Raw genomic sequence first — 26,201 nt, 5'->3', positions numbered from 1 at the left:
CCCAGGTTACGGGCCGGGCGATGCCGGCGGGACCGGAAACATCGGGGTTCCGGTCGGTTCCCGGCCGAGGACCGTCCCACGCCGGTCCGGCGCCGGGACGGGGCGCGGGATCCGGCGCCGGGGCGGGGCGCGGGATCCGGCGCCGGGGCGGGGACGGGACAGCGCGTAGGCGCGGGGCGACCCCACGGTACGGCGTGCGGGGCGGTGGGATGACGGCCGGGCCCGGCGCCGGTGACGGCCCCAACCGGACCGGCACGGAGGCGGGACGGCCGGTCCGGGGCACAACCTCTACAACCCCGGCGAACCCGACGGCCCCGGGCCGGGAAGCGGACACCGGTCGGGGCCGACCGCCGACCCCGGTGAACCCGGCGAACCCGGTCCGGGAAACGGACACCGCCGACCGCCGACCGCCGACCCCGGCCGGGCCAGGGGCGGTGGCGGCACCGGCCGGACCCTGAGCATCCGCCGCCGAGCGGCGACCGACCGTGTCGGCGACCAGGCGGACGCCTGCCGGTCGAACACCCGCCCGCCGACCGGTCGGCGGGCACCCCGGCCGAGGTGACGGCACCGAGGCGGGGGTACGCCGAGAACCCACCCGGCGTGTTCGCCCCGGGCGAACACGCCGGGGATCGAAAACCGGCCGCGTCCCGTGCTCCCGCCATCGCCGGATATCGCGCCGACCGGTTGACTCCCCGGTAACCACCGGCCGGTCGGCCTCCCCTGCCGACCCGAATCCCCCGCGGGAACGCCCCGGGGAGCCCGAACGGCCCCCTGGTATGCCCCGACCGGCCGTGGTACGCCAGACTTGTCGCTCGGCGAAAAGGACGTACCGTCCGGCATGATGGCCGGGACGACATCCGGACAGCCGAGCGGCGGACAGCCGATCGGGGCCGACGGCCGACAGGGAGAGAGAACTCGTGGACGACGTTCTGCGGCGCGCACCGCTCTTCGCGGCGCTCGACGACGAGCAGGCGGCCGAGCTGCGCGCCTCCATGACCGAGACGACGCTCTCGCGCGGCGAGGCGCTGTTCCACGAGGGCGACCAGGGCGACCGCCTCTACGTCGTCACCGAGGGCAAGATCAAGCTGCACCGCACCTCCGCCGACGGTCGGGAGAACATGCTCGCCGTCCTCGGTGCCGGTGAGCTGATCGGCGAACTGTCCCTGTTCGACCCGGGGCCCCGGACCGCGACCGCCACCGCCGTGACCGAGTCCCGGCTGTTGGGCCTGGGCCACGCCGACCTCCAGCCCTGGCTCAACGCCCGGCCCGAGGTCGCCGGCGCCCTGCTGCGCGCCGTCGCCCGCCGACTGCGCCGCACCAACGACAATATGTCCGACCTGGTCTTCTCCGACGTGCCCGGCCGGGTCGCCAAGGCTCTGCTGGACCTCTCCCGCCGCTTCGGCGTGCAGTCGGAGGAGGGCATCCACGTGGTGCACGACCTCACCCAGGAAGAGCTGGCCCAGCTGGTCGGTGCCTCCCGGGAGACCGTCAACAAGGCCCTCGCCGACTTCGCGGCGCGCGGCTGGCTGCGGCTGGAGGCCCGCGCGGTCATCCTGCTCGACATCGAGCGTCTGGCCCGTCGCAGCCGCTGATCCCGGGGGCCCGACCGGCCCCGGTACCGTGATCTCCCCGAGGGGGCCCGGACCTCCGGGCCCCCTCGGGCGTTCCGGCGTCGCCGGGACCCGGCGGCTCCGGCACCCGGGTCACTCGATCAGGCCGTGCCCCCGCAGGTACTCCAGCTGCGCCCGCACCGACTGCTCGGCCGCCGGCCACAGCGTGCGGTCCACGTCCGCGTACACCCGCGCCACCACCTCCCCCGGCGTGCGCAGCCCGTCCTCCACCGCCGTCTCCACCTCCGCCAGCCGTTTGGCGCGGTGCACGAGGTAGTAGTCGATGGCGCCCTGCGCGTCCCGCAACACCGGGCCGTGCCCCGGCAACACCGTCTCCACGCCGTCGTCCACGGTCATCGACCGCAGCCGGCGCAGCGAGTCCAGGTAGTCCCCCAGGTCCCCGTCGGGATGGCTGACCATCGTGGTGCCCCGACCCAGGACCGTGTCCCCCGTCAGCACCGCGCCGTCGGCGGGTATGTGGAAGGACAACGAGTCGTGCGTGTGCCCCGGCGTCGCCACCACGCGCAGCACCAGCCCGTCCATCTCCACGGCCTGACCGGCGGTCAGCCCCTCACCACCGAGTCGGAACGCCGGGTCCAGCGCCCGCACGGCCGTGCCCGTCAACTCGGCGAACCGCGCCGCGCCCTCAGAGTGGTCGGCGTGCCCGTGGGTGAGGAGGGTCAGGCCGACGCGCCGCCCACTCTCCTCGACCGCGGCGATCACCTTCCGCAGGTGCCCCTCGTCGAGCGGACCGGGGTCGATCACCACGGCCGAGCGGCCATCCGGCTCGGCGACGATCCAGGTGTTGGTCCCGTCCAGCGTCATCGGCGACGGGTTGGGCGCCAGCACGCTGGTGGCACGCTCCGTCGCCGGCCCGTCGATGGTCCCGGCCCGGGGTCGCCCGGGCCGGGAGACCGCTTCCGTCATCGCCGCTCCTCCGCTCCGCCGCCCGCCTCGGGATCGGGCATCCGCTTCTCGAATTCCTCGTACCCCGGCCAGTGGATGACGATCTCCCCGCCCTCCCGGCGGGTGCGCGCCAACACCGGCGACAGGTCCCGGCCGTCGGCCGCCACCCGCACCACCGCAGGCTCCGCCGAGTCCACCGACTCCGCCAGCTCCCGCAGCGTCGCGGCGGTGGGCGGCATCATCAGCAACTCACCGCGCCGGTACCCGGCGTACGCATCGCCCGGCGCCGTCCACAGCGTGCGGTCCGCCTCCGTGGAGGCGTTCCGCGCGCGCTGCCCGACCGGCAGCGCCGCGACGAAGAACCACGTGTCGTAGCGGCGGCTCTCGAACTCCGGCGTGATCCACCGCGTCCACGGCGCCAGCAGTTCGCTGCGCAGCACCAGCCGGCGGCGGGCCAGGAACTCCGAGAAGGAAAGCTTCCGGTCCACCAGCGCCCGCCGGTCCACCTCCCAGTCGTCGCCGGTGGTGTCCGCGACCACGCCGCCGCCGTGCGGCCCCGCCAGCAGCACCCCCGACTCCTCGAAGGTCTCGCGCACCGCCGCGCAGACGATGCTCTGCGCCACCGCCTCGGAGACCCCGAGCCGGGCCGCCCACCGCGAGCGGTCCGGGCCCGACCAGCCCGCCGCCGCGTCGTCCCACTCCTCGTCGCGCGGATCCACCCCGCCGCCCGGGTAGGCGTGCGCGCCCGCGCCGAACGCCATCGACGCCCGGCGCCGCAACAGGTACACCTCCACCGGGGAGCCCCCGAGCGGGCCGTCGCGCAGCAGCATCACCGTCGCCGCCCGACGCGGCTCCGGCGGCACCAGCTCACCGGCCCACAGCGCGCGGATGCGCCCGGCCCACTCCGGCGGAAACCACTGCCCGCCGGCCGGGGACGGCGCCGACGTCCCCGCGTCGGCCGCACCGCCTCCCGCCGCCGTCCGCCCGGTCCCGCCGTCGCCCGTACCGACCCCGCCCGTGTCGCCGTCCGTCGCTCCCATGGGGCGGATGGTACGTGCAGGGACCCGGCTCCCGGCACCGTGCCCCGCCCGGGATGCCGGGAGCGGTCACCCGGGGGAGAGTGGGGGGAGAGTGGAACGGGCTCCAGTGGCCCCGGACCACGGCAGGGTCGCGAGGAGGTGGGGCCCGTCGGGAACCCCCGGCGGGCCCCGCCACGTCCCATGGAGGATGAGCACCTCCGACTCCCCCTCCGCGCCGCCGTCCCCCGACCGGTCACCGGCGCCCCCGACGGGGGCGGACTCCGAACCGCGCCCCCTGATCCCCTTCGTCCGGACAGGCCGCGTCCTCGTACCGCTCGCCCTGTTCACGGCCCTTCTGCTCGCCGTTCCCGGCATCGTCCCCAACACCCCGGGACGGCTCGGCAGCCTGTTGGAGTCCTTCCGCCCCTGGCTGGGCGCGGCGATTCCCCTCCTGGCGCTCGTCGCGCTCCTGCGACGTTCCGCCGGCGCGGCGGTCTCCCTGCTCGTCCCCACCGGCGTCTGGCTGGTCCTGCACGGAGCCGCCCTGACGGCCCCGGACCCCCACTCGGTCCCCGAAACCGGCTACGCCGTCGCCCAGCACAACGTGGGCGACGACAACACCGACCCCGCCGGTACCGCCCGGAGCCTGGCCGACACCGGGGCCGACCTCATCGGCCTCCAGGAGATCACCCCCGAGCTCCTCCCCGCCTTCTCCGCGATCCTCGACTCCGAGTACCCCCACCACGTCGTCTCCGGCACCCTCGGCCTGTGGTCCCGGCACCCCCTGGACGAGGTGCGCAACGTCCCTGTCCGACCGGCGACGCTCGGCCCGGAGTGGACCCGCGGCATGCTGCGTGCCCGGGCTCGCACCCCCGACGGCGACCTCGCCGTGTACGTCGCCCACCTCCCCTCCGTGCGGGTGGGCCCCACCGGCTTCACCACCCGCCTCCGCGATGAGGCCGCCCGGGTCGCCGGCGAGGCGCTGGCAGACGAGCCCCTGGAGCGGATCGTGCTCCTCGGCGACCTCAACGGCACCATCGACGACCGGGGGCTGGGTCCGATCACCGACCGGATGGACTCCACCGGCGGGCCGCTGCGCTTCTCCTGGCCCGAGACCTTCCCCATCGCGCGCATCGACCACGTGATGACCCGGGGACTGGAGATCGAGCGCCTGCTCGTGATGCCCGCCACCGGCAGCGACCACCTCCCGATCTACGCGCACCTCAACGTCCCGCCCACCGGCTGACCCCGGTCGGGCGCCCGGTCGCCGCGCCGGGCACCCGACCCGACGCCTACCAGTCCCGCCAGGCGTCGGTCAGCTCCCACCGGCCGATCCCCGCCCGCCCGGCGAGGGCCTCGACATCCACCCCCCGGGCGGTGAGCACGGCGTCGATGTGATCGCACAGCTCCTCGCGCTCGATCGTCTCGATGAAGCCGTGGCGCTCGTCGAGGTCGTTGAACGCCGTCACCACCCGCTCGACCCGGGCCACCACCTCGGCGTCGGACGGCGCGTCGCCCAGCGCGGCCACCTCGCTGTCGAAGGCGTCCAGGACCGCGTCGGCCGCCTCCAGCAGCTCCGTCGGGTACAGCTCCGGCTGCCGAGCGAGCCGGTCCCGCCACCGCGTCGTCGGGCGCATCGGCTTCTCCGTGATCTCCATGACCGGAACGGTAGACCCCGGCACCGACAATCCGGCCCCACCCGCCCGGCGTTGTCCACAGGCGGTGGACAGCGGTGTGACGAACGGCGGTGATCGCTCAGTACCCCGCCTTCGGATCCACCGGCCCCTCCAACTCCCGGCCCGTTCGCAGGTTCGCCACGTTGCGGGCGACCCGCCCGCACAACACCCGGGTCGCGAACTCGGCGGAGTCCGCGCAGTGCGAGGTGATCAGTACGCGCGGGTCCGACCACAGCGGGTGCCCCTCCGGCAGCGGCTCCGGGTCGGTCACATCCAGCCCGACCGCCGCCAGGCCGTCCCGCCGCAACTCCGCCACCAGCGCGTCGGTGTCCACATGGGCGCCCCGGGCCACGTTCACCACCACGGCGTGCGCGGGGAGCGCGGCCAGCTCCCGCGCCCCGATCAACTGCCGACTTTCCGGCGTCAGCGCCAGGGCGAGCACCAGCACGTCGGTGCGCGGCAGCACCTCCGGCAGCGCGGACACCGGCAGCGTCTCGGCCACCCCCTCGACCCGCTCCCCCGCCGACCGGCGCACCACCCGGACCTCGCAGCCGAAGGGGGCGAGCAACCGCACCAGTTCCCGCGCCGTGCCGCCGGCGCCCACCACCGTCACCCGGCGCCGGAACAGCGAAGCCGGGTCGATCGAGTGCCAGCGCGGCGTGCGGGCCTGCACGGCCAGGCTCCGCAGACAGGCCAGGGCGAGCGTCAGGGCGTGCTCGGCCACCTGCTCGGCGAACAACCCCTTGGCGCTGGTGAAGGTGATCGGGCGGTCGGTGACACCGTTCGCCACCAGCTTCTCCACCCCGGCCCAGGGGAACTGCACCCATCGGATGGCCGGATGGGCGTCGAGGAGGCGGTTGAGCGCGTCCGCGTCGGCCGGCGTCAGCCACACCAGGCCGGCGGCCTCGGCCGGCTCGACGACCCGACCGCCGCCCTCGCGTACCGCTTCCGCGATCCGTGCGCGCAACTGCCCCAGGCCGGGCTCGTTCGCCCGCGTCGGGGCGTCCGCCGCCCGTTCCGCCGGTCCGATCGCGATGCCGTCCGCCGCCATGCCCGTTGTCCTCTCCGATCGGGCCCCTCCCGACCCCGGCCATCCTCCCGCCCGGTCGGGACACGGAAGCGGCGGGGCACGCGCCGGGCTGCGCGAACCCCGCTCCCGGGGGCACGATGGCGTCATGTCGAAACCCTCTCGCACCGGGGCCCGTCACTCCGGAAACATCGACTCCGTGCGATCCGTCCGCTCCCGCGACTCCGTGCTCTCCGTCGGCTCCACGGACTCGGTGCTCTCCCTGTGGTCCCGGGACTCCGTGCTCTCGATCGGCTCCACCGGCTCGGCACTGTCGATCGGATCGGTGGGGTCGTTCCTGGCGGTGGGCTCCGTCGGCTCCGCCCTGTCGATCCTGTCGGTCGGCTCGTGGCTGAGCACCGCCTCGCTGCTCTCCGCCCGCTCGACCCGCTCGGTGATGTCCTGGCGGTCACGGGGCGGCGTCATGGCCGCCGGCACCACCGCCGCCGCGCTGCTCTCCCTCGCCGCCCTGGCCGCCGACCGGCGTCCGCGCCGGACGGGGTGAGGACGGGCCGCCGCCGGCCCGGCCAACTCGGCGGCGCGCCCCTGCTCTTCGACCGGCCGATGCCCCGGACCCCGGGTCCGGGGCATCGGCGTACGAGGTGGACCGAACGGATGAAGACGAGCACCACATCGGGTGACATGGGCGTGGCCGGTCCCCCGCCCCGGGGGTGTCCGTCCCGATGCTGGGGGAGCCGCGAGACGGACCCACGGAAGGACCCGGCCCATGACCACCACGGCGCAGGACATCATCACCGTCAAGCTCGAGCGTGAGTTCGACTCCATGGACGCCAACCACGACGGTTACCTGGACTGGTCGGACTACCAGCGGCTCGCCGACCGCTACATCCAGGCCTACCGGCTCGACAGGAACGACCGCCGGGCCAGGGCGCTCCAGACCTTCTACCAGATCTACTGGCTGGAGCTGCTGCGTCACGCGGGCGTGGACTCGGATCGACTCACGAAGGACCAGTTCGTCACGGCGAACCGCCTCGCGGTCATCGACACCAGCCGGCTCAACGTGACCGAGGGCGGCGGTCACGCGATCTTCGACGTCCTCGACATCGACGGCGACAACGAGATCGGCAAGGACGAGTTCGTCCGCTTCCTCCGGGACGTGCGGAGGAGCGATTCCCCTGACGCCATGGAGGTGTTCACCCGTTTGGACACCGACGGGGATGGAACGATCTCGCGCCACGAGTTCATTCGCGCGATCCGCGAGCACTTCCTCTCGCACGACCCGGACGCCCCGGGCAGCATGTTCTTCGGGCGCGTCTGACCCCGCTTTCGGGCACCCGCCGGTTTCGGCCGGGGCCCGCGACGGCCGTCCACCGGGATCCGGACCCGGCGGGCGGCCGTCGCCGTGCGCACACCTCTTCCGGGCCCCGCCGGTCCGCTCCCCCGTGAGCCGGGGCGGCTCTCGAACTCAGCGGCGGGGCTTCTTCATCTCACCGAGAAAAGCCGTCCACGCGGGGGCGGCGAAGCCGAGAACCGGACCGGCCGGCGCCTTGCTGTCACGCACCGGCACCACCCCCGGAACCCCACCGGCCACCTCGACGCAATTGCCACCCTCCTGATTGCTGTAGCTGCTTCTGCGCCACGCCGGACTGCCCGGCTCGGGCCGGTGAGACCCTCCGGCGAGGGCCCCGCCTCCCATCTCAACGCCCGGTGCCATCGCTCAACCCACCGAGAAAAGCCGTCCACGCGGGGGCGGCGAAGCCGAGGACCGGACCGGCCGGCGCCTTGCTGTCACGCACCGGTACCACCCCCGGAACCCCACCGGCCACCTCGACGCAGTCGCCACCCTCCTGATTGCTGTAGCTGCTTCTGCGCCAAACGCCGACGCTGGTTCCGGGACGGGATACTCGCTCCACTGTGATCGTCCTCCATCGCGGATCGGATCATGTCGAGTGACATGAGTGGCGGCAAAGCTACTGCCCGCAACCGATCGTAGAGGAACGAGTAGAGACCGACCTCGGACGGATCCTCGACGAGTTGGCCATAATCCGCACCTTCCGTATAGGCGATCTCGGTCTGGTCCGGCAGGGTCAACACTGTGAGCGAGCCTCCCATCGAGTCGTGTTCACCCTGGTCGAAGGGGAGGACTTGCAAGGTCACCCGGGGATCGCGGGTCGCTTCCAACAGTCGCTCCAACTGAGCCCGCATGACCTTCCACCCGCCGACCGGACGCCGCAGCACCGCTTCGTCCAACACCAGCCACAACTCGGGTTGGTCCGGCTCCCGAAGGCGCTCCTGGCGCCGCAATCGGGCGGTCAGCCGTTCGTTGAGGTGCGCCTCATCGCGCAGCGAACGCCCCTTGCTCAACACGGCCCTGGCGTAGTCGGGGGTCTGCAACAACCCCGGCACCACGTGCGCGGCGTATTGATGGATCCTCACCGCCCTCGCCGAGTACTCCATGAAGGTCCGTGACCAGTCGGGGAAGGTCTCCCGGTAGACGTACGGCCACAGGTCGGTCAACAGACTGTCCGCGTCGAGGATCTCGTCCAGGGCGCGGGCGAGTTCCAGTGTGGGGCGGGCGCCGCACGCCCGCTCGATCTGGGTGATCCGCGAGTCCACCACGTAGGCCCGGCGGCCCAGTTCGGCCTGGGTCAGCCCGGCCGCCGTACGGAGTTTGCGTACCCGGGCGCCGAACAGCGCCGCCATCGAGGAACGCGGATCGATCTCCCTCGCCACGACTCCACTCCCGTCTCCCGGCGCTTACGCGCCCGGGGGTAAGGCCTTCTCCCCTTCCGAACCCGGGCTTCCCTGCCGAAACCTGAAGACGGAAGGTCACCGCGCACGCACGCTGCGCACCGGCACCACCCATGAAGGACCAATTCCGTGTCAAAGGCGATGCCGTCAGCCGAAGATGACCCGAACGAGCGAACGACCGCACTGCCCGGTTCACCGGGCCCGGGACCGAGCCTCACCGAACGCGACTCACCCACCGGAGCCCCGGTGTTCCCGTCCCGTTCCGGGTGCTCGGCGCGCTCGGCGCGTTCGGCGCGCTCTTGGACGTTTCCCGCCACCCCGGAGGGCGCCCGGGCCGCCCGCCGGCACGCCGTGGGTCACCTCGCCGCCGAGGGCTTCCCGGCGTCCTCCGAGGTCTCGGGCACGGTCGCGCTGTTGGTGGGCGAACTCGCCGCCAACGCCGCCCGCCACGGTCGGGTGTCCGGTCACGTTCCCGATCGGGTCCCGAGCCACGAGTTCCGGCTCCGCCTGGCCGTCGCCCCGGATCGCGGCGGGGTGCGGATCGAGGTCATCGACGCCTCGCCCGCCCTGCCGCCGACCGTCCCCCGCCTACCCTCCCCCACCGCCGAGTCCGGTCGCGGGCTCCCCCTCGTCACCCTTTTCGCCGCCCGCTGGGGCACCGACCCCCACCCCCCGACCGGCAAGACCGTCTGGGCCGAGGTGTCCACCGCCCCCTCGCCTTCCCCTGCATCGCCCATGGCGGATAACATCGCTCCATGACGATGAATCCCGGCGAGCCCTCTCCCCCGCCCGTCTGCGGTGCCCCCTCCGCGGCGGTCGCCCTGTTCCGGTCGCTCGGCGACCCGGCGCGCCTGGCGATCCTGCGCCGTCTGGCGGAGGGCGAGGCCCGGGTGACCGACCTGGTCTCCCGGCTGGGCCTGGCACAGTCCACGGTGTCGGCGCACCTGTCCTGCCTGCGCGACTGCGGCCTGGTCACCTCCCGCCCGCAGGGCCGGGCCTCCCTGTACTCGCTCGCCCGGCCCGAACTCCTGGACCTGCTCGCCAGCGCCGAACGTCTCCTGGAGGCCACCGGCGAGGCGGTCGACCTGTGCCCGAGGTACGGCACCCCGACGGCCGCGTCGGCCCCGGCCCCGGCCCCGACCGCGAGCGCTCGATGAGCGACGCGTGCTGCGGCGACTCCCCGACCGGGAAGGCCGGGAAGACAGGGACGGAAAGGGCCCGGGAGCCCGAGCGCCTGTGGGAGGTCGGGGAGTTCCGGGCCGCCGTCGTGGCCGGCGCCCTGCTGGTGGGCGGGCTGGTCGCCGGCCGCCTCGACGCTCCCGGGCCGACCGAAACGGCCCTGTACGCGCTCGCCCTGGTGGTGGCCGGCGCGACCTTCATACCCTCCGCGCTCCGGAGACTCCTCCGGGGCGGTATCGGGGTCGGCACGCTGATGACCATCGCCGCCGTGGGGGCGGTGCTCCTCGGGGAGATCCGCGAGGCCGCGATGCTGGCCTTCCTCTTCTCCATCAGCGAGGCCCTGGAGGCCTACTCCCTGGCCCGGACGCGGCGCGGCCTGCGCTCCTTGCTGAACCTGGTCCCGGACGAGGCGACCGTGCTGCGGGACGGCGTCGGGGTCACCGTGGCTCCGGGCGAACTGGGGATCGGCGACACGATGGTGGTCAGGCCGGGAGAGCGCCTCGCCACCGACGGGACGGTCCGCTCGGGCCGCTCGGCGCTGGACCTGTCCGCGATCACCGGCGAGTCGGTCCCGGTGGAGGCCGGGCCCGGGTCGGAGGTGTTCGCGGGGTCGATCAACGGCACCGGCGTGCTGGAGGTCGAGGTCACGGCGACGGCCGAGGACAACTCCCTGGCCCGAATCGTGCGGATCGTCGAGGCCGAGCAGTCCCGCAAGGGCGCCGGGCAGCGTCTGGCCGATCGCGTCGCCCGCCCGATGGTGCCCGGCATCATGGTCGCCGCCGCCCTGATCGCGCTGCTGGGAAGCCTCCTCGGCGATCCGGCCACCTGGATCGAGCGGGCCCTGGTCGTCCTCGTGGCCGCCTCACCGTGCGCGCTCGCCATCTCCGTACCGGTCACCGTGGTGGCGGCGGTCGGCGCGGCCGGCAGGTTCGGTGTGCTGATCAAGGGCGGCGCGGCCCTGGAGGCCCTCGGCCGGGTGCGCACCGTGGCCCTGGACAAGACCGGCACCCTGACCCGCAACCAACCCGCCGTGGTGGAGACGGCGGCCGTGGACGGCGTCTCCGAGGGGGAGGTCCTCGCGCTCGCCGCCTCGCTGGAGGCCCGCAGCGAACACCCCCTGGCCCGGGCGATCCTGACCGCCGCCGGGGACGGCGTGTCACCGGCGGCCGACGTGGAGGCCGTCCCCGGCGCGGGGTTGACGGGGCGGCTGGACGGCCGCCCGGTCCGGCTGGGTCGGCCCGGTTGGATCGACCCCGGCGACCTCGCCGCGCGGGTGGAGGCCATGCAGCGGGCGGGTGCCACCGCGGTGCTCGTGGAGGACGCCGGTCGGGTCGTCGGCGCCGTCGCGGTGCGCGACGAGTTGCGCCCGGAGGCCGCCGAGGTGGTCGCCCGGCTGCGCGCCGAGGGGCGGAACGTGGTCATGCTCACCGGGGACAACCACCGCACCGCGTCCGCGCTCGCCGCCGGGGCGGGCATCACCGAGGTCCACGCCGAGCTGCGCCCGGAGGACAAGGCCCGTCACATCGTCGGCCTGCGGGCGGCCGGGCCCGTGGCGATGGTCGGGGACGGCGTCAACGACGCCCCCGCCCTGGCCGCCGCCGACCCGGGCATCGCGATGGGCGCGATGGGAAGCGACGTGGCCATCGAGACCGCCGACGTGGCGCTGATGGGCGAGGATCTGCGGCACCTGCCGCACGTCCTCCACCACGCCGGCCGGGCCCGGCGGATCATGCTCCAGAACATCGTCCTGTCCCTGGGCATCGTCGCGGTGCTGGTCCCCCTCTCCCTGATGGGGGTTCTCGGGTTGGCCGCCGTCGTGGCCGTGCACGAGGTCGCGGAGATCCTCGTCATCGCCAACGGGGTGCGGGCCGGCCGTGCCGCGGTGGCGCCGATCGCGCCCGCGTCGGGGACATCGGAGGTTCCGGCGGCGGTGGCCGCCCCGGCGTGAGCGCCCCGGCGCGCGACGGTCCCCGCCCCGGACTCACCGGGGGCCGTCGCCCCCGGCGGCCGGCCCGTGTTCGCGGGCGAGGACGGCGACCTGCACCCGGGAGCGCGGGTCCAACTCGGCGAGGATGTTGGAGACGTGCGACTTCACCGTCGTCTCGCCGATGTACAGGCGGCGGGCGATCCGGCGGTTCGACAACCCCTCCCCCGGGGCGGTCGAAGACCTCGCGTTCCCGCTCGGTGAGCCGTGCCGGCTCCCTCACCGGGCCCGGCGGCGGGGGCGCGGCCCCGGCGAAGCGCGAGATCACCCGCCGGGTCGAGGCTGTTCTCCCTCATGCCGCCCATGACCTTCTCCATCGCCCCGGGGTCGTCGCGCGGCGAACGCGCCGCGTCCGCCTGGATGGGCGATGACGGAGAGGTGTCCGGCGATGACGTCGTGCGGGTCACGGGCCATCCGGGAGCGTTCCCCCGCGACGGCGGAGCGCCGGTCGAGTTCGGCGATGATCGCCTGCCGGGACTGATCACCGGGTGGGCCCTGCGCACGCCCGGGGAGCCGGGGGTGCTGCGGCGCGGCGTCACGACGGTCGGACGCACCGCTCCGAGCTGCCACGCCCTCCAGGATCTCGCCGCCTCGGCGCTTCGCTACGGGTGGGGGCCCGGGCTCGCCGACGCCCTGGACGGGGCACGGCCGTGGTGGCCACCGGGCGCGCGTGGGGGCGTCCTGTGAAGAGCCGTTCCGGAACATGGTCTAGACCTTGACGCGGCGGCTTTCAGCCGGCTTCAGTGGAGGAACACGCCCGTGCGGGACCTCGTTCCCGGCCCGGGCCCACCCCCACACGGCAGCGCCCCGGTACACCCCGGGTTGCGCGCCCTCCCCCACACTCCGAGGACTGACAGCGTGCTCAAAAAACGCTTCGTGACCCTGCTGACGACCGCGGCCCTCGTGACGGGAATCGCCGTCGCGTTCGGCCCCTCGGTCAGTTCGGCCTCCACCACGACGCCCTCGACCACCTCCGCATCCTGCGAGACGGCCACGAACTGGCAGGCCGGCACCTGGTACCCGGCCGGCAGCATCGTGCGCTACAACGGAAGCTACTACCGCGCCGAGCACGAGAACCCCGGCTACGACCCGGTGATCAGCCACTGGTTCTGGCACCCGCACACCTGCGACACCGGCGGCGGCAACAGCGGTGGCGGCAACACCCCGAGCCCGAGCGGCTTCGTCGTCAGCGAGGCCCAGTTCAACCAGATGTTCCCGAACCGGAACTCCTTCTACACCTACAGCGGTCTGGTGGCCGCGCTCGGCTCCTACCCCGGCTTCACCACCACCGGTGGCACCGAGGTGCAGCGCCGCGAGGCCGCCGCCTTCCTGGCCAACGTCAGCCACGAGACCGGTGGGCTGGTCCACATCGTGGAGCAGAACACCGCCAACTACTCCCACTACTGCGACACGAGCCAACCCTACGGCTGCCCCGCCGGACACGACGCCTACTACGGCAAGGGCCCGATCCAGCTGAGCTGGAACTTCAACTACAAGGCCGCGGGTGACGCCCTCGGCATCGACCTGCTCAACAACCCCCGCCTGGTGGAGACCGACGCGGCCATCGCGTGGCGCACCGCCCTGTGGTTCTGGAACACCCAGTCCGGCGCGGGCCACATGAGCGGCCACCAGGCCATCGTCGGCGGCGCCGGCTTCGGCGAGTCGATCCGCAGCATCAACGGCAGCATCGAGTGCAACGGAGGCAACCCGGGGCAGGTGCAGAGCCGGATCAACACCTTCCAGCGTTTCACCCAGATCCTCGGCACCACCCCCGGCGGCAACCTCTCCTGCTGAGAGCCGTCACCGCACCACGGGATCGGAGCCGCCCCCGGGCGGTCCGGAACCGGCACGGCGCCTCCCGACGGTGTCCCGACCGCGGCACCGCGGTGTCCGGCCCCGGGGGGCGACACGGCCGTGCCCGGCGGTCGGGTGCCATCGCTCAGACGTGGCTGCCGACACGGGCGTCGGACCCGGTCGTGGCACGTCGGTACTCCTCATTGATGCGCCGAGCCTCCTCGAGCTGATCCTCGAGGATGATGATGCGGCAGGCGGCGTCGATCGGGGTGCCCCTGTCCACGAGCTCCCGGGCCCGGGCGGCGACCCTCAGCTGGTAACGGGAGTACCGGCGGTGCCCACCCGAGGAGCGGAGGGGGGTGATCAAGCGGGCTTCACCGATGGCGCGCAGGAAACCGGGAGTGGTGCCGAGCATCTCCGCGGCCCGGCCCATCGTGTACGCGGGGTAGTCGTCGTCGTCCAATCGGTCGCCGATCGGGGTGTCTGCTGTCATCTCACCTCAGTTGTGCCACGTGTCGAGGGGCCCCGTGCCGTACGGCACCGGGGCCCCGAAGGAAACTCAACACCATCTGTCGGCTTTACAGCTCTGCCGACCTTCCATTTTCGTCACCACGTCCGGTGGACGGACGGGTGTACGAGGATCGTCGCTGCGCGATGTGGGACCACCTTCCATCCCCGGTCCTGTGGCACCCGGGCCGAAGGGTTCTCGGGCCGGGCGATCTTGATGGCGTCTCCTCCTCCGTTCTTTCTCGGAACCGTTCACGGGTCGGGAGCGGGTTCCGGAACCTGACGGCTTCACCTCCGCCAGGCTTCGTCCACCCCTTCCCACAAGAAAACCCTAGCCGCACGATCCGCCAATGTCTATCGCAGCAAAGATAGATTTCACCCATCGGGGCGAACAGGTATCGCGGTCCCGTGGTGAGCGTGCCGGGGACGGCGGACCGGTCGGAACGGTCCCGGCGACCCACCACCCCCGACACCCCGGTCGGGCCGATCGGCCCGTGAACGACGAACAGCGGTGGGGCCCGAGACATCCGTCTCCGGCCCCACCGCTGTGGAAAGGCGGTTTCCCGCCCCTGCTCAGCCCTCCCGCGAAGAGGGTGCCGGGGCACCCAACATCTGCGAGGCGGCCTCGAGCGGAGTGGTGGGGACGGGCACGGTGCCGGGAAGGTCGTGACAGGTGAAGCCGAGACGGGTCATGGCCCGGACCACCTCGCCGCTGCTGAAGTCCCGCCGATCCTGCCGAGTGATCACCTGACCCACCTGCTTGATCGGGTAGCGGCGCCGACCGATGGTCACGGACTCACCCGTGATGGGCTCCGGCGTGACGTTCTTCATGGATGTCAGGACGCCGTTCATGGTCAGGTCGAACGGGTACCGGGCGATGACACAGCGCATGATGCCTCACAGGAAGAGAGGGAAAAGAGCCGGCGGAAGCGGGGGGGACCGGCGATCGACGGTCGGATGCCGGTGACCGGCGGGAGAGACCGGAGACAACCGGGTGACGGGTGACGGGGTCGCGACACCGACCCGTTACCGCCGTGCCCCGTAACCGGAACCGGAGCCACGCCGCGCGCCCCTGCCGGCGGGGCGACCCCGACCGCCCCGGGAGCCCGGGGCACCCGCCCCACCGGGCCGCTGCGCGGCCGGGGTCGGGATGACGATCGGCACCCCGGAGGGGGTCTGGGCGCCCGTGATCCGGGTCAGCTCCGCCTCGCCCGAGCGCACCCGGGTGACCTGCGGGGTGATACCGGCAGCCGTCATCAGCCGGGTCATCTCACGGCGCTGGTTCGGCGTCACCAGGGTGACGACGCTGCCGGACTCGCCGGCGCGGGCGGTGCGCCCGCCCCGGTGGAGGTAGTCCTTGTGGTCGGCGGGCGGATCCACGTTGACGACCAGATCGAGGTTGTCGACGTGGATGCCGCGAGCCGCGACGTTCGTGGCCACCAGCACCGTCACGTGCCCGTTCTTGAACCCGTCGAGGGTCCGGGTGCGCTGCGGCTGGGTCCTGCCGCCGTGCAGCGCGGCCGCCCGGACACCGCTGCTCAGCAGGTGCTTGGTCAGCCGGTCCACCGCGCGCTTGGTGTCCAGGAACATGATCACCCGGCCGTCGCGCGCGGCGATCTCGGTGGTGGTCCGGTGCTTGTCCGCCTCGTCGACGTGGAGCAGGTGGTGCTCCATCGTGGTGACCGCGCCCGCCGACGGGTCGACGGAGTGGACCACCGGGTCGCTCAGGTAGCGGCGGACCAGGAGGTCGACGTTGCGGTCGAGGGTCGCCGAGAAGAGCATCCGCTGCCCGTCGGGACGCACCCGGTCCAGCAGGGCGGTGACCTGCGGCATGAAGCCCATGTCCGTCATCTGGTCGGCCTCGTCCAGGACGGTGATGGCGACATCGTCCAGCCGGCAGTCGCCCCGGTCGATGAGGTCCTTGAGGCGTCCCGGCGTGGCGACGACCACCTCGGCGCCCGAGCGCAGCGCGTTCGCCTGCCGACCGATCGACATCCCGCCGACGACGGTGGTCAACCGCAGGTGGAGGGCGCGGGCGTACGGGGCGAGCGCGTCGGTGACCTGCTGGGCGAGCTCACGGGTGGGCACCAGGACCAGGGCGAGCGGCCGGCGCGGCTCGGCGCGGCGGCCGGTCGTGCGGGCCAGCAGCGCGAGGCCGAAGGCGAGGGTCTTGCCCGAACCGGTGCGTCCGCGGCCGAGAACGTCCCGACCGGCCAGGGAGTTGGGGAGCGTCGCCGCCTGGATCGGGAAGGGGACGGTCACACCCTCTCCGGTGAGCGCCTTCAGCAACGGCGCCGGCATGTCGAGATCGGCGAAGGCCTCCACGGGAGGCAGAGCCGGCGTGATCGTCTTCGGAGCAGCGAACTCGCCCCGGGGCGCCTGCCGGGGGGCGGAGCCCTGGAAACCGGAACGGCGCGAAGGGCGGGAGGAATGCGAGCGGCCGGCGGCCTCGTCTCCGAATCGGCCGCCGGTCCTGCCGAAGTTCGAGCCTCCGGTGCGCGGGCGGCCGGAACGATCAGGCGTGCGTGTACGGTTCATGCGAAACCTTCCTTGACGCGGCGCGTAACAAGGAATTCCCGCAGCACACGAGCGGCGCAGAGAATCGCAAGAACGAGCCGGGGATGATGGGACCGGAACTTCCATGCGAAGCCGGTCGAGCCCGCCCCCTCGAAACGGGGGCGTCGGATATTGGACGGGGGTTTCCCCGTCGGGACTCCGGGATCCCGGAAAAACCGCGAGCCGGGACCCGCACCCCGAGGTGCGGGTCCCGGCTGCGAAGTGTGCGTAAGCGTCAGGCCGGAACGATGTTCTCGGCCGTCGGGCCCTTCTGGCCCTGCGCGATGTCGAAGGTAACCTTCTGACCCTCGAGCAGCTCACGGAAGCCCTGGGCGGCGATGTTCGAGTAGTGGGCGAAGACGTCGGGGCCGCCGCCATCCTGCTCGATGAAGCCGAAGCCCTTTTCCGAGTTGAACCACTTAACGGTACCAGAAGCCATGATGAATCTCCTTCAGGACGGTGCTCGAAGCCCACACCTCGTGAACCTCGGTCGCCGTGATGATCACCCCGTCGGAAAAACCTTCAGGCAACCACTACTGCAACTGGGATCGACACTAGCATGATCCGCGGGGCGGTGTGGATGCGCGGAATTCCGCCGGCCCGTCACGTGAGGAATATTCCCCGCGCACCGGACCCATTTCTCACTTCGCCGGCACAGATATTGGTTCACGCGCATCTCAGCGTTACTCCCGCGCGCCGGCGCCACACCGCCCTGACCTCGCTCGATGCGGCCACGCGCCCTCCCGGGCGCGAGGTATCGCCACGAGCCCGAACGGCCCCCACAGAGACGAAGGCCACATCACCCGTTCGGCAGGCCCAAAGGTCGATCCCGGCCCACCCCCACCCTGATCCCGGTGGCCAGGGGCCCTCGCGCCCGAACGGGGAAGGCCTCTCCTTATGTCCCCCGTGAATGAACCCACCTCCGCACTCGACCGACTCGTCGCCACGGACCGGGTCCGCCGCGCGGTCGACCCGGGCGCGATGCCCGAATTGATCGACGACCTGACCGGACTCCCCTCCCTCTCCGAACTCCTGGTCGCGGAGCGGGACGAGGGGCGCACGCGGTGAGCCCGTACTACATGGACGCGGGCGCGCCGCTGAAGCCGGTGCGGCGGGAAGCCGAAACGAAGGTCCTGCGCCATTGGCGGGAAGCGCTCGGGCCGGACGCGCGCCTGGCGACCTCCCAATTGGCCGGAGTGGAGATCGCACGAACCTTCCGCCGAGCCGGCATGGATCGGCAGCGGGTGCCCTTCCTGGTGGGCAACACCCTGGTGGGGGTGGATCAGATCGCGATCGACGACGAGACCCTGGTTCGGGCCGCCGGCCACGAGGTGCAGAAGTTGGGCACGCTCGACGCCATCCACCTCGCGACAGCGGCTCCCCTCCGCGATGAGCTCACCGGCTTCGTCACCTACGACAGAGAGCTGATCAAGGCCGTGCTCGACATCGGCCTGCCCCACCTGGCCCCGCCTGAGCCCACCCCCGACCGACGGACCCGGGAGCGGCCGGTGGCCGGCTCCTCGCGGGCGATGACCGCGCGCTGGGCGGCCTGTTCGGCCACGGCCAGCGCGGCTTGAAGTTGTTCGACCTGCTCACCCAGTCGATCCGCATGAGCCCGCGCCAATCGTTCGCGCTCCTCCAGCAGCCCCATCGCCGACGGCATTGCCACCTCCGCATCACTCGGACCCCATCATTCGGGGCTGAGCATGCCTACCCGACGGCGATTCCATGCCTGACCTGGGAATACTTGACACTACATCCGGTTTGGGAATCGCTTCTCAGGACAGGAAGTGCAACATGGGCGATCTGACTGTGGAGTGGTCGACGCAGGTAGCACAAGTCGAACTCAGTACTGTGCTTCCACGACGGTGGGCACACACGCAAGGAGTTGCCGAACGCGCGGTCGAATTAAGCCAGGTCCTTGGCAAGGAGGCATTCCTGCTCGTTGCTGCCGCCACGCTGCATGACGTGGGGTACGCGCCGCGGCTGGCCGTGACGGGCTTCCATCCGTTGGACGGGGCCCGGTTCCTGCGGGATGAGCACAGTGCGGACGAGCGGTTGGTGCGGTTGGTGGCGAACCACTCGTTCGCACTGCTGGAAGCCGAGGAGCGCGGGCTGCGGGAGGTGCTGGAGGCGGAGTTCCCGCTGCTGGAGGACCAGCTGCTGGTGGACGCGCTGGTCTACTGCGACATGACGACGACGCCCGACGGGGAGCGGACCACCGCTGAGGAGCGGGTGGCCGAGATCCGGGGCCGCTACGGGGACGACAGTGTGGTGGGGCGGTTCATCCGCCGGGCGGCGCCGGAGATCTTCGCCGCGGTGGGGCGAGTGGAGGATGCGCTGGCAGCTCAGCCCAGGTGAGGGTAGGTGCCGGCGAGGTAGTCGCCGATCTGCCGGCGCATGCTGGGGTGGATGTCGTACCGGTCGAGGTCGGCCGGGAGGACGAAGCGGACGCCGTCGGCCTCGTCGTTGACCGTGGGCTCGCCGCCGACGGGGCGGCCGATGTAGGTGTTCTCGTACTGCTGGCGGATCTCGCCGTCGGTGTAGGCGACGATGTGGTGCGGGTTGGTGTAGACGCCGAGGAAGCCGGTGATCTCGGCGACGATGCCGGTCTCCTCCAAGCACTCGCGCACCGCGCACTGCGCGGCCGTCTCGCCGATGTCCTGGGCGCCGCCGGGCAGGGCCCACTGGCCGGTGTCGCGGCGGCGCTGAAGGAGGATGGCACCGTCCGCGTCGACGACGAGCAGGTTGCTGGCGGGGATGAGAGTGTTCGCCTTGGGGGCGTCGGGGTCGTGGTAGTACTCAGTCCTGCCCATGAGCGGCCATCCCCTCCTGATTGGGCGTCCAGGGCCGGGCACCGGCCCAGACGGCGTCGAAGCTCTGAGCGTAGTTGTCGAACCACCCGGAGGCGTCGACTCTTCGGAGGTGGAGCAGGGGGTTGGCGCTGGCCGGCTGTCCCCAGATGTGCGGGTTGACCAGCAGGTGGTCGTCGTAGCGGAACATTGACGTGTAGAGCGTGGTGTCGTGCAGCCGCACCTCGCTTCCCTTCTCGGAGAGCAGGGAACGGTAGTAGGTCAGGGAGGCGCGGATCTTGGCGGCGAGGGCGTCGCCGATGCCTTCCTCCCGGCCCCGGACGGCGACCGCCCGGCCCGCCGGGTCACCGAAGCACAGGCGGACCCGTACCCCGTCGGCCGCGCGCTCGGCGAGCATCTTGGCGACGTGCGGGTTGGACTGGGCGAAGAAGGTGCCGGAGAAGACGAGTACGCCGATCTCCCTCCGGGCCTCCCGCAGCAGTGAGAGCCACATCTCGCGGGGAACGCTGGCGCGGTTGGCATAGGTGCCGACGAGTTCGGCGCCTGATCCGGCGGCGGGGCGGCCGGTCCGGGGTTGTGGGGCGGGCCAGAGGAACGTCTCCTCCACCCGCAGGTGCTGCGCGACACGGAAGCGGTGCCGCGGATGGGGTACGCGCCCGCCCAGCCAGCGGCTGACGGTCTTGGGGTCCACCCCGCAGGCTTCGGCAAGCGACTCGGGCGGGACGCCGCGCTGGGCGAGTACGGAGTGAAGTCGCTCGTTCACAGGGTCCATGGAAGCCGAGGCGGGAGTGATCGGGCAAGGACGTTATGGGACGTTCCCGCGCGGCCGGCGCCGCACCCGGGTGCCTACCCTGGCGGAATGCAGCTCATCGTCCTGTGGGACATCGACCACACGCTCATCGACAACGCAGGGGTGAGCAAGGAGATCTACGCGGCCGCGTTCTCGGCACTGGCAGGCCGCCCGCCGACCGGACCGGCACGGACCGAGGGCCGCACGGACCGCCTGATCATGCGGGAGATGTTCCTGCGCGAGGGCCTGCCCGAGCCGGACTGGACCGCCGTCGAGGCCGCCCTCACCCTCGCCGGCCAGGAGCGGCTTGAGGAGCTGCGCAGGCGTGGGACGGCTCTGCCGAGCGTACGGGACGCGCTCAAGGCCGTCTCGGTACAGGACGGTTGGGTGTCGTCGATCCTGACCGGCAACATCGCGGCCAACGCCCGGGTGAAGCTGTCGGCCTTCGACCTCGACCCTCTGCTCGATCTGTCGGTCGGAGCCTACGGTGCCGACGCGCTCCGGCGCCCCGACCTCGTGGCCGTCGCCCGGGAGCGCGCCCGTCTTCTTCGCAATGTGCGTTCCGACGTGCCCGTGGTGCTGGTGGGTGACACGCCACGGGACGTGGAGTCCGCACTCACCACGGGTTCCGGGCTCGTCGCGGTCGCCTCGGGCATCCACAGCGCCGAGGAGCTGGCCGCCGCCGGCGCGTCCGTCGTCCTGCCCGACCTGTCGGACACCGCGGGCCTCCTGAGGATCCTGGAGTCCTTCGCGGCGCGCTGAAAACGTCCCGAGACGTCCTCGGAGCGTCCGGATACGCGGTGACGCGGTCCCCGTACGCTCCGCCACCATCGGGTCTCCAACCAGGCGACTGGCCGGAGGAGGCCCATGCGATCGCGGAAGTCATCGGTACCCGCGGAATCCCGATGTCGCACCTGCGGCGTTGTACCGCTGCGACCTCGATGGCCCGCGCTGCTCCCCCTGCACGCGACTCCGGTATGCCGACGCCACCCTCGACGGCACCACCGAGGTCGAAATCAAGGTGACCGGCGTCCGGACACCTACGTACACCCGGGCCTCCCGCATCCGGAAGCTGCAGGAGCAGGTCCGGCACGCCTTCCTCCTCAACGACGCACCGCCGTGCTCCGCACCGTCGAGGCCGAGCCGCGCCGCAGGCGGCGTGGAGAACACCGAGCACGAGGCGACTTCCCGCGCCGTGACCGAGCATTGCCCGGCTCGCAGGTCTCCCCCGCCCACTCGTCGCGGTGGACGACCCGCTCCCCTGCGATCACGGGGACTGCCCCGGCGGTACCAGCACCTCCGCACACCACAGCTTCCCGCCGAACCCGGCGGGAGAACCGGTAGAGGAAGGAGCACCAAGTGGGAGACACCACCCCCTCCGTGGAGGAGGGTCTTCTGGTCGCCGTGGAAGTCCTCGCGAGCGTCCACGACCGGCACGACAGCAGTACCTCCGACCCGGGGCAGGGCAGCTCCGGTGACGGCCCCTGGCCCGGTGGCGACGGCCTGAACCACGCGGCGTAACCGCCGGCTCTCCGGTGGAGGGGCCGCGCACGCGGCCCCTCCACCTTCCACCTCCCGTCTGACGCAAGGAAGGGAACAACCCATGGAGCACCGTCTGGTCCGCGCCGTCGAAGAGGCACTGGGGTGGGATGGCCCGGCCCCGCTCGGAAAGGACTTCGCCCAGGGAAGCATCGGCGACTCCCAGCTCGTCACCCGACTGCTCACGCCCGCGCGCCTGCTCGACATGGTCATGCGCCGGAGCCTGGCCAACCCGCAGTTTCGCTTCTTCAAGGGCGGCGAGGAACTGCACCCCGACATGTACCTGGATCGGCAGGTCACGCCCCGGGGTCAGGCAGTACCGATGGCCGATATGCGCCGCGTGGGGAGCCTGCTGCGCGAGGGCGCGACGCTGGTCCTGGACCAGTCGAACGTCTTCGACCCCACAATGGAAGTGACGTGCCGAGCCCTGCAGTGGTGGTCCCGGGAGCACGTCCAGGCGAATGTATACCTGACCACCAACGACGCCTCCGGCTTCGACCTGCACTGGGACGACCACGACGTCCTCATCGTCCAGCTCGCCGGAGAGAAGCAGTGGGAGGTGCGTGGCACGTCACGGCCCGTGCCCATGTTCCGGGACGCCGAGCGGAACAACACCCCCAGCGAGGAGATCGTGTGGACCGGCACCATGAAGGCCGGCGACGTCATGCACATCCCCCGCGGCTACTGGCACGCCGCCACCCGGGCGGGCCGGGGCGGCGGCCACAGCACCCACGTGACCTTCGGGTTCGCCAAGCGCACCGCCGTGAGCTGGCTGACCTGGCTCGCCGACTGGTCCCGCCAGGAGGAGGTGTTCCGCCACGACCTCGACCGCTGGGGCAGCCCGGAGGAGCAGCAGGTCCAGAAGCAGCGGCTGACCGATGCGGCCTCCCGGCTCCTAGACGCACGCGGCCCGGCAGAGTTCCTCCGGCTCCGCGAGCGCGAGGCTCCCTCCGGTCGGCACGTTCCCTTCCTGGAGATCTTCGGACCGCTTGAGGCCGTGGCGTGTGTCAGCGAGTTCCCGCCGCTGATCCAGGAGGAGCAGGAGACGGTCATCGTGGTGGCCGCAGGCAAGAAACTCACCTTCGCCTCCAAGGCCCTGCCCGGACTTCGTTTGCTCCTGAGCGGCCACCCGGTGCGGCTGGACGAGGCCGCCCGAGTCATGGGCGCTGAGGTGGGAGCCCTGGCGAAGATCCTGGTGGAGGAGGAACTGTGCGCGAGCCTGACCCCCGAATTGTCCTCGGGTTACACCGATCTCGTCATGAACGCCTGATCCTCGCCGGCGCGCTGGAACTCGGTGTCGAGGCGATCGACACCAGCTTCAACTACCGAGGCTTCTCGGCCCACACCGCCCTGGCGAAGGTGGGGGGCGACCTCCTGCCCCGCTTCACCGTCTCCACCAAGGTCGGGTTCTTCCCGGCCGCCGGCGGGGCCGAGCACTCACTCGACCCCGGCAGGCTCCGGGCAGCCGTGGAACAGACCAACCGTGACCTCGGACGCGTCCCCGACCTGGTGTTCCTGCACAATCCGGAACGCTCCTTGCCCGAACGCTCCTCCGCCGGTCAGGAAGCGCTGGGTGCGGCGTGCGTCACTCTGGAGAGAGCCGCGACGGACGGGCTGTGCGGAGCCTGGGGCGTCTCCTCATGGGATCCCCGCCCACTGCCCGGCCTCGTCGACGGCACCATGCCCGGGCCCGACGTGCTCATGGTCCGGGCGGGACTCCTGGTTCCGGTCGATGTCCTGGACGCTTCGGAAGCCCTGGCAGCCCAATGGGACCTCGGCCTCGATCAACTGTGGGGCATGAGCCCCTTCGGAGGCGGGACCGGAGACCCGCTGTGGAAGACCTTCGACCCGCGGGTCTTCATCCAGGACCCTGACGACGGTCTCTCCGCCGTACAGGCCGCGTTCCGCACCGCCTACCGGCTGCCGCAGGTGGGGAGGGTCGCCGTCGGCACGGACGACCCGACCCACCTGGCGGAGCTGGTCATCGCCCTGCGGTACGAGGCGGATGTCGGCAGCCTGCGCACGTACCGGCGGCTTCTCCGCGAGCGGACGGGCCGTCAACCGGTCTGAAGTTCCTCCGCGATCCGCGCCGCCGCCTGGTGTGCCGGCTCCAGACGAGGGTCCTCGGGATGGGCGTCCGGGGCCAGGATTTTCGCGCAGACGAACAGGGTCATCAGCTTGCCGTCCCGGCTCTCCAGGTCGCGGCGCCGCTCCTGGCGGACGCGTTCGGCCAGGGCCGGGACGGCGAGGGAGTTGCCCCACAGGGACGCGGCATCCAGCCCTCGGGGTGCCATGCCCCAGTCCTCCCAGTCAAACAGGCAGAACGTGGGGCCGGTCATGTTCGCCCAGTTCAGGTCCGCGTGCGCGGGCCGCCACCGGCTCACCGTCGTGTTGATGCCGTCCGGCAGGAAGCGGCGGGCCGCCTCGGTGACACCGCCCTGGGTGATCGTGACGGTGTCCGGGGTGGCGACACGGCTCGTGCGGTGGGCGGCCAGGGCGTCCAGCGAGGCGTTCAACGCCTGCCACCACGCATCCGGCAGTCCGGGATCGGTGGCCAGGACGCTGGTGCCGATCGACGCTCCGGGTAGCAGATCGGTCTCATCCGCCCGCCACATCGCGGCACTGTCCGGCTGACGCCACACAACGGCCCGGTGCCACCGAGGCTGCGCGACTCCCTCCAGGACGGCCGCACACTCGGTGCCGTTCCAGCCCTGGCCTCCGATCTTCTCCATCCGGCGCCGCTCGACGCGCACCCATGTGCCCCGGTCCGTCCGCGCACCCAGCGAGCGCCGCTTGCGCACCAGCGTGTCCCGGTCCAGCCGGGTCCGGAGAGACCGCTCGACATCGTCGAGCACAGCGTCGACCGGCTCGATTCTCAGGTCGGACGGTGCAGCGGCAGGCGCGGAAGATGACACGGAACCTCCTTGGCGACCATCCGACGCTAGCAAGGAACCGGCCTCCCATGTCTCCGGAGGGGAAGACACGGCACGGCGGTCTGCTCCAGCCCGATCCGCAGGGCGGCCGGTGCGGCAAGAGGCAGGAGGTCGAAGGCTCCGCCGAGGACGACCAGCTGCCCCTGCGCCACCCGGTCGTCGACGTGGGCGAGGAACTCGACCTCGTCGGTAGCGGCGGCCACTGCGCGGTGGGCCGCAGACGCAGGACCTCCCGTGCGGTGACGTTCCGGCCCTGCCGCTTGACCATGAGGTGTTCCCTAATCCTGGTTGAGAAGCTGGTCGGTGGCGTGCTGGACACGCTGGACAGCGCGCTCGGTGGCGGCGATGACGGCATCGAGTTCGGGAGGGAGGGCTCCGGCGTTGATCGCGCGGGCGATCTGGTTGAGGTTGTTGCCGACGTGGCCGAGGTGCCGTCGCGCGGCGAACAGTTCGGTGACGAGTTCCCGGCGTCCGGCGATGGCGGCAGCGGTGGTGTCGAGGTCGCGGGCGGCGGCGAGGCCGCTGCGGGCGAGGAGGGCTGGCAGGCTCGTGCGCGCGGCGGTCGCAGCAGCGGTGAGCAGCTTCTTCTCGTCGTCATTCAGGCGGACACTGCACACGTAAGCGCGCTTGTGCGTGGGCGGCTTCGGGGAGCGCTTGCGCGTGGTCTTCGCGTCGCGGCGTTTACGCGGCGGCGGCTTCCCCGGCTGCGATCCGCCCTCGGTCGCTGCCTTGTGGACCAGCGCCTCCCGGTGCTGGTCCACTCCCGCCACCCCCGGGGCGGGAGTGATCGAAGACGCCTTCCCCGACGGGGAAGAGTGTCTTGACCGATAACTTGCTCGGCCGGTGGCCGGGGTGGTCACCTCCTGCTCGCCGACGGGGGTGGGGTTGTGGTGCTTGTGCATCAGGGCCTTTCTCGTAGAGGTCGAGTACGGAAGCGCCGGATGGTGAAGACGGGACAGAGAGCCAGGGTGTCGGCGCCGGGTGAATCGTGGCTCTGGATCACTTTCCGTGCCAGGGCCACAGAGGGTCACCACAACCGCGATCATGAACGGGCTCGCGGTGCGAGGAGCACCCGCTTGCGCAGCAGGTCGAAGTTGGCCCGGCCGAACATCTGCCG

33 protein-coding genes are annotated in these 26,201 nt (G+C 72.1%); 16 read left to right on the top strand and 17 right to left on the bottom strand.

Features of this window, described 5'->3' with window-relative positions; genetic code table 11:
* The first annotated feature begins 917 nt into the window (after positions 1–917).
* On the top strand, positions 918–1,592 hold the full coding sequence (locus LZF96_RS07730; protein ID WP_143622078.1) for a Crp/Fnr family transcriptional regulator: 675 nt from the start codon (positions 918–920) through the stop codon (positions 1,590–1,592).
* A gap of 111 nt (positions 1,593–1,703) precedes the next feature.
* On the opposite strand, the gene LZF96_RS07725 is transcribed toward LZF96_RS07730, so the two are convergent.
* Positions 1,704–2,537: an MBL fold metallo-hydrolase gene (locus tag LZF96_RS07725; protein ID WP_233867679.1), complete on the bottom strand. Its 834-nt coding sequence runs from the start codon at positions 2,535–2,537 to the stop codon at positions 1,704–1,706.
* The gene (locus tag LZF96_RS07720) at positions 2,534–3,556 is read right to left on the bottom strand and encodes an NUDIX hydrolase (protein WP_233867676.1); all 1,023 of its coding nucleotides are present in this window, start codon (positions 3,554–3,556) and stop codon (positions 2,534–2,536) included. Before LZF96_RS07720 ends, LZF96_RS07725 begins: the two co-directional genes overlap by 4 nt.
* Before the next feature lie 187 nt (positions 3,557–3,743).
* Between LZF96_RS07720 and LZF96_RS07715 the strand changes: the two genes are divergently transcribed.
* The gene (locus LZF96_RS07715; RefSeq protein WP_233867673.1) at positions 3,744–4,781 is read left to right on the top strand and encodes an endonuclease/exonuclease/phosphatase family protein; all 1,038 of its coding nucleotides are present in this window, start codon (positions 3,744–3,746) and stop codon (positions 4,779–4,781) included.
* 46 nt (positions 4,782–4,827) lie between these two features.
* Here LZF96_RS07715 and LZF96_RS07710 read toward each other — a convergent pair whose 3' ends face one another.
* The gene (locus LZF96_RS07710; RefSeq protein WP_233867670.1) at positions 4,828–5,193 is read right to left on the bottom strand and encodes a hypothetical protein; all 366 of its coding nucleotides are present in this window, start codon (positions 5,191–5,193) and stop codon (positions 4,828–4,830) included.
* A gap of 97 nt (positions 5,194–5,290) precedes the next feature.
* On the bottom strand, positions 5,291–6,262 hold the full coding sequence (locus LZF96_RS07705) for an NAD(P)-dependent oxidoreductase (RefSeq protein WP_233867667.1): 972 nt from the start codon (positions 6,260–6,262) through the stop codon (positions 5,291–5,293).
* A 124-nt stretch (positions 6,263–6,386) separates the two neighbouring features.
* On the opposite strand from LZF96_RS07705, the gene LZF96_RS07700 reads away from it, so the two are divergent.
* Positions 6,387–6,782, top strand: coding sequence for a hypothetical protein (locus tag LZF96_RS07700; protein WP_233867664.1), 396 nt, complete (start codon positions 6,387–6,389; stop codon positions 6,780–6,782).
* Positions 6,783–7,004: 222 nt separating this feature from the next.
* Positions 7,005–7,556 carry an EF-hand domain-containing protein gene (locus tag LZF96_RS07695; RefSeq protein WP_233867653.1) on the top strand — a complete coding sequence of 184 codons (552 nt, stop codon included), beginning with the start codon at positions 7,005–7,007 and terminating at the stop codon, positions 7,554–7,556.
* Positions 7,557–7,703: 147 nt separating this feature from the next.
* Here the strand turns inward: LZF96_RS07695 and LZF96_RS07690 are convergent, their stop codons facing one another.
* From LZF96_RS07690 to LZF96_RS07680, 3 genes are read right to left on the bottom strand one after another with little or no spacing between them, the layout of a single operon-like run.
* The gene (locus tag LZF96_RS07690; protein ID WP_308294165.1) at positions 7,704–7,952 is read right to left on the bottom strand and encodes a DUF397 domain-containing protein; all 249 of its coding nucleotides are present in this window, start codon (positions 7,950–7,952) and stop codon (positions 7,704–7,706) included.
* On the bottom strand, positions 7,936–8,064 hold the full coding sequence (locus LZF96_RS07685) for a DUF397 domain-containing protein (RefSeq protein ID WP_233867651.1): 129 nt from the start codon (positions 8,062–8,064) through the stop codon (positions 7,936–7,938). The genes LZF96_RS07690 and LZF96_RS07685 overlap by 17 nt, the downstream gene beginning before the upstream one ends.
* Positions 8,027–8,941: a helix-turn-helix transcriptional regulator gene (locus tag LZF96_RS07680; RefSeq protein ID WP_233867933.1), complete on the bottom strand. Its 915-nt coding sequence runs from the start codon at positions 8,939–8,941 to the stop codon at positions 8,027–8,029. The genes LZF96_RS07685 and LZF96_RS07680 overlap by 38 nt, the downstream gene beginning before the upstream one ends.
* 189 nt (positions 8,942–9,130) lie before the next feature.
* Between LZF96_RS07680 and LZF96_RS07675 the strand changes: the two genes are divergently transcribed.
* From LZF96_RS07675 to LZF96_RS07665, 3 genes are read left to right on the top strand one after another with little or no spacing between them, the layout of a single operon-like run.
* Positions 9,131–9,748, top strand: a complete 618-nt coding sequence (locus tag LZF96_RS07675; protein WP_267940612.1) for an ATP-binding protein — start codon at positions 9,131–9,133, stop codon at positions 9,746–9,748.
* Positions 9,745–10,146, top strand: a complete 402-nt coding sequence (locus LZF96_RS07670) for a helix-turn-helix transcriptional regulator (RefSeq protein ID WP_233867645.1) — start codon at positions 9,745–9,747, stop codon at positions 10,144–10,146. Before LZF96_RS07675 ends, LZF96_RS07670 begins: the two co-directional genes overlap by 4 nt.
* Positions 10,143–12,116 (top strand): cation-translocating P-type ATPase, encoded by a 1,974-nt coding sequence (locus LZF96_RS07665; RefSeq protein WP_233867642.1) that lies wholly within the window; start codon positions 10,143–10,145, stop codon positions 12,114–12,116. Before LZF96_RS07670 ends, LZF96_RS07665 begins: the two co-directional genes overlap by 4 nt.
* Positions 12,117–12,149: 33 nt before the next feature.
* On the opposite strand, the gene LZF96_RS07660 is transcribed toward LZF96_RS07665, so the two are convergent.
* Complete coding sequence (locus tag LZF96_RS07660; protein ID WP_233867639.1) at positions 12,150–12,311, bottom strand: response regulator transcription factor; 162 nt, start codon at positions 12,309–12,311, stop codon at positions 12,150–12,152.
* 144 nt (positions 12,312–12,455) lie between these two features.
* Here LZF96_RS07660 and LZF96_RS07655 point away from each other — a divergent pair, with 144 nt between their 5' ends.
* Together LZF96_RS07655 and LZF96_RS07650 are read left to right on the top strand one after the other, a co-directional pair.
* On the top strand, positions 12,456–12,839 hold the full coding sequence (locus LZF96_RS07655) for a hypothetical protein (protein WP_233867636.1): 384 nt from the start codon (positions 12,456–12,458) through the stop codon (positions 12,837–12,839).
* A 171-nt stretch (positions 12,840–13,010) separates the two neighbouring features.
* Positions 13,011–13,946, top strand: a complete 936-nt coding sequence (locus LZF96_RS07650) for a glycoside hydrolase family 19 protein (RefSeq protein ID WP_374203151.1) — start codon at positions 13,011–13,013, stop codon at positions 13,944–13,946.
* A gap of 145 nt (positions 13,947–14,091) precedes the next feature.
* On the opposite strand, the gene LZF96_RS07645 is transcribed toward LZF96_RS07650, so the two are convergent.
* The 4 genes from LZF96_RS07645 to LZF96_RS07630 form a co-directional block, all read right to left on the bottom strand.
* On the bottom strand, positions 14,092–14,439 hold the full coding sequence (locus tag LZF96_RS07645) for a MerR family transcriptional regulator (protein ID WP_233867631.1): 348 nt from the start codon (positions 14,437–14,439) through the stop codon (positions 14,092–14,094).
* Between the two features lie 587 nt (positions 14,440–15,026).
* On the bottom strand, positions 15,027–15,344 hold the full coding sequence (locus LZF96_RS07640) for an SCO5918 family protein (protein ID WP_233867628.1): 318 nt from the start codon (positions 15,342–15,344) through the stop codon (positions 15,027–15,029).
* 135 nt (positions 15,345–15,479) lie between these two features.
* Positions 15,480–16,991, bottom strand: a complete 1,512-nt coding sequence (locus LZF96_RS07635; protein WP_233867625.1) for a DEAD/DEAH box helicase — start codon at positions 16,989–16,991, stop codon at positions 15,480–15,482.
* 253 nt (positions 16,992–17,244) lie between these two features.
* A complete protein-coding gene (locus LZF96_RS07630) occupies positions 17,245–17,448 on the bottom strand; it encodes a cold-shock protein (protein WP_217143812.1) in 204 nt (67 codons plus the stop codon).
* Positions 17,449–17,906: 458 nt separating this feature from the next.
* On the opposite strand from LZF96_RS07630, the gene LZF96_RS07625 reads away from it, so the two are divergent.
* From LZF96_RS07625 to LZF96_RS07615, 3 genes are all read left to right on the top strand, one after another.
* Complete coding sequence (locus LZF96_RS07625; protein WP_233867623.1) at positions 17,907–18,077, top strand: hypothetical protein; 171 nt, start codon at positions 17,907–17,909, stop codon at positions 18,075–18,077.
* On the top strand, positions 18,074–18,586 hold the full coding sequence (locus LZF96_RS07620) for a PIN domain-containing protein (protein ID WP_233867620.1): 513 nt from the start codon (positions 18,074–18,076) through the stop codon (positions 18,584–18,586). The genes LZF96_RS07625 and LZF96_RS07620 overlap by 4 nt, the downstream gene beginning before the upstream one ends.
* Before the next feature lie 220 nt (positions 18,587–18,806).
* Entirely contained in the window at positions 18,807–19,370 is a 564-nt protein-coding gene (locus tag LZF96_RS07615) for an HD domain-containing protein (RefSeq protein WP_233867617.1), read from the top strand.
* Here the strand turns inward: LZF96_RS07615 and LZF96_RS07610 are convergent.
* Positions 19,358–19,825, bottom strand: a complete 468-nt coding sequence (locus LZF96_RS07610; protein ID WP_233867614.1) for an NUDIX hydrolase — start codon at positions 19,823–19,825, stop codon at positions 19,358–19,360. The genes LZF96_RS07615 and LZF96_RS07610 overlap by 13 nt on opposite strands.
* Positions 19,812–20,585: an XRE family transcriptional regulator gene (locus LZF96_RS07605; protein WP_233867611.1), complete on the bottom strand. Its 774-nt coding sequence runs from the start codon at positions 20,583–20,585 to the stop codon at positions 19,812–19,814. The genes LZF96_RS07610 and LZF96_RS07605 overlap by 14 nt, the downstream gene beginning before the upstream one ends.
* A 96-nt stretch (positions 20,586–20,681) precedes the next feature.
* Here LZF96_RS07605 and LZF96_RS07600 point away from each other — a divergent pair, with 96 nt between their 5' ends.
* From LZF96_RS07600 to LZF96_RS07585, 4 genes are all read left to right on the top strand, one after another.
* Positions 20,682–21,374 (top strand): HAD family hydrolase, encoded by a 693-nt coding sequence (locus LZF96_RS07600; RefSeq protein WP_233867609.1) that lies wholly within the window; start codon positions 20,682–20,684, stop codon positions 21,372–21,374.
* Between the two features lie 597 nt (positions 21,375–21,971).
* Positions 21,972–22,133 (top strand): hypothetical protein, encoded by a 162-nt coding sequence (locus tag LZF96_RS07595; RefSeq protein ID WP_233867606.1) that lies wholly within the window; start codon positions 21,972–21,974, stop codon positions 22,131–22,133.
* An 82-nt stretch (positions 22,134–22,215) separates the two neighbouring features.
* Positions 22,216–23,421, top strand: a complete 1,206-nt coding sequence (locus tag LZF96_RS07590) for a cupin domain-containing protein (protein WP_233867603.1) — start codon at positions 22,216–22,218, stop codon at positions 23,419–23,421.
* Complete coding sequence (locus LZF96_RS07585) at positions 23,361–24,221, top strand: aldo/keto reductase (RefSeq protein ID WP_233867600.1); 861 nt, start codon at positions 23,361–23,363, stop codon at positions 24,219–24,221. The genes LZF96_RS07590 and LZF96_RS07585 overlap by 61 nt, the downstream gene beginning before the upstream one ends.
* Here the strand turns inward: LZF96_RS07585 and LZF96_RS07580 are convergent.
* The 3 genes from LZF96_RS07580 to mobC form a co-directional block, all read right to left on the bottom strand.
* Complete coding sequence (locus LZF96_RS07580; RefSeq protein ID WP_233867597.1) at positions 24,209–25,066, bottom strand: hypothetical protein; 858 nt, start codon at positions 25,064–25,066, stop codon at positions 24,209–24,211. The genes LZF96_RS07585 and LZF96_RS07580 overlap by 13 nt on opposite strands.
* Before the next feature lie 26 nt (positions 25,067–25,092).
* On the bottom strand, positions 25,093–25,287 hold the full coding sequence (locus LZF96_RS07575; protein WP_233867594.1) for a hypothetical protein: 195 nt from the start codon (positions 25,285–25,287) through the stop codon (positions 25,093–25,095).
* 75 nt (positions 25,288–25,362) lie between these two features.
* Positions 25,363–25,701, bottom strand: a complete 339-nt coding sequence (gene mobC / locus LZF96_RS26925) for a plasmid mobilization relaxosome protein MobC (RefSeq protein ID WP_233867591.1) — start codon at positions 25,699–25,701, stop codon at positions 25,363–25,365.
* Positions 25,702–26,201: the final 500 nt, after the last annotated feature.

The sequence above is a fragment of the Streptomyces sp. ST2-7A genome (assembly GCF_021390475.1).
In the GTDB taxonomy this organism is placed as follows: domain Bacteria; phylum Actinomycetota; class Actinomycetes; order Streptomycetales; family Streptomycetaceae; genus Streptomyces.
This window is presented reverse-complemented; position numbering and strand designations above follow the sequence as displayed.

What these genes read in the sequence shown, in the direction of transcription:
- LZF96_RS07725 (WP_233867679.1), bottom strand. Translation starts at nt 2,537, where the DNA reads ATGACGGAAGCGGTCTCCCGGCCCGGGCGACCCCGGGCCGGGACCATC.
- LZF96_RS07720 (WP_233867676.1), bottom strand. Translation starts at nt 3,556, where the DNA reads ATGGGAGCGACGGACGGCGACACGGGCGGGGTCGGTACGGGCGACGGC.
- LZF96_RS07715 (WP_233867673.1), top strand. Translation starts at nt 3,744, where the DNA reads ATGAGCACCTCCGACTCCCCCTCCGCGCCGCCGTCCCCCGACCGGTCA.
- LZF96_RS07710 (WP_233867670.1), bottom strand. Translation starts at nt 5,193, where the DNA reads ATGGAGATCACGGAGAAGCCGATGCGCCCGACGACGCGGTGGCGGGAC.
- LZF96_RS07705 (WP_233867667.1), bottom strand. Translation starts at nt 6,262, where the DNA reads ATGGCGGCGGACGGCATCGCGATCGGACCGGCGGAACGGGCGGCGGAC.
- LZF96_RS07700 (WP_233867664.1), top strand. Translation starts at nt 6,387, where the DNA reads ATGTCGAAACCCTCTCGCACCGGGGCCCGTCACTCCGGAAACATCGAC.
- LZF96_RS07695 (WP_233867653.1), top strand. Translation starts at nt 7,005, where the DNA reads ATGACCACCACGGCGCAGGACATCATCACCGTCAAGCTCGAGCGTGAG.
- LZF96_RS07690 (WP_308294165.1), bottom strand. Translation starts at nt 7,952, where the DNA reads ATGGCACCGGGCGTTGAGATGGGAGGCGGGGCCCTCGCCGGAGGGTCT.
- LZF96_RS07680 (WP_233867933.1), bottom strand. Translation starts at nt 8,941, where the DNA reads ATGGCGGCGCTGTTCGGCGCCCGGGTACGCAAACTCCGTACGGCGGCC.
- LZF96_RS07675 (WP_267940612.1), top strand. Translation starts at nt 9,131, where the DNA reads ATGCCGTCAGCCGAAGATGACCCGAACGAGCGAACGACCGCACTGCCC.
- LZF96_RS07670 (WP_233867645.1), top strand. Translation starts at nt 9,745, where the DNA reads ATGACGATGAATCCCGGCGAGCCCTCTCCCCCGCCCGTCTGCGGTGCC.
- LZF96_RS07665 (WP_233867642.1), top strand. Translation starts at nt 10,143, where the DNA reads ATGAGCGACGCGTGCTGCGGCGACTCCCCGACCGGGAAGGCCGGGAAG.
- LZF96_RS07655 (WP_233867636.1), top strand. Translation starts at nt 12,456, where the DNA reads ATGACCTTCTCCATCGCCCCGGGGTCGTCGCGCGGCGAACGCGCCGCG.
- LZF96_RS07645 (WP_233867631.1), bottom strand. Translation starts at nt 14,439, where the DNA reads ATGACAGCAGACACCCCGATCGGCGACCGATTGGACGACGACGACTAC.
- LZF96_RS07640 (WP_233867628.1), bottom strand. Translation starts at nt 15,344, where the DNA reads ATGCGCTGTGTCATCGCCCGGTACCCGTTCGACCTGACCATGAACGGC.
- LZF96_RS07635 (WP_233867625.1), bottom strand. Translation starts at nt 16,991, where the DNA reads ATGAACCGTACACGCACGCCTGATCGTTCCGGCCGCCCGCGCACCGGA.
- LZF96_RS07630 (WP_217143812.1), bottom strand. Translation starts at nt 17,448, where the DNA reads ATGGCTTCTGGTACCGTTAAGTGGTTCAACTCGGAAAAGGGCTTCGGC.
- LZF96_RS07625 (WP_233867623.1), top strand. Translation starts at nt 17,907, where the DNA reads ATGTCCCCCGTGAATGAACCCACCTCCGCACTCGACCGACTCGTCGCC.
- LZF96_RS07615 (WP_233867617.1), top strand. Translation starts at nt 18,807, where the DNA reads ATGGGCGATCTGACTGTGGAGTGGTCGACGCAGGTAGCACAAGTCGAA.
- LZF96_RS07610 (WP_233867614.1), bottom strand. Translation starts at nt 19,825, where the DNA reads ATGGGCAGGACTGAGTACTACCACGACCCCGACGCCCCCAAGGCGAAC.
- LZF96_RS07600 (WP_233867609.1), top strand. Translation starts at nt 20,682, where the DNA reads ATGCAGCTCATCGTCCTGTGGGACATCGACCACACGCTCATCGACAAC.
- LZF96_RS07590 (WP_233867603.1), top strand. Translation starts at nt 22,216, where the DNA reads ATGGAGCACCGTCTGGTCCGCGCCGTCGAAGAGGCACTGGGGTGGGAT.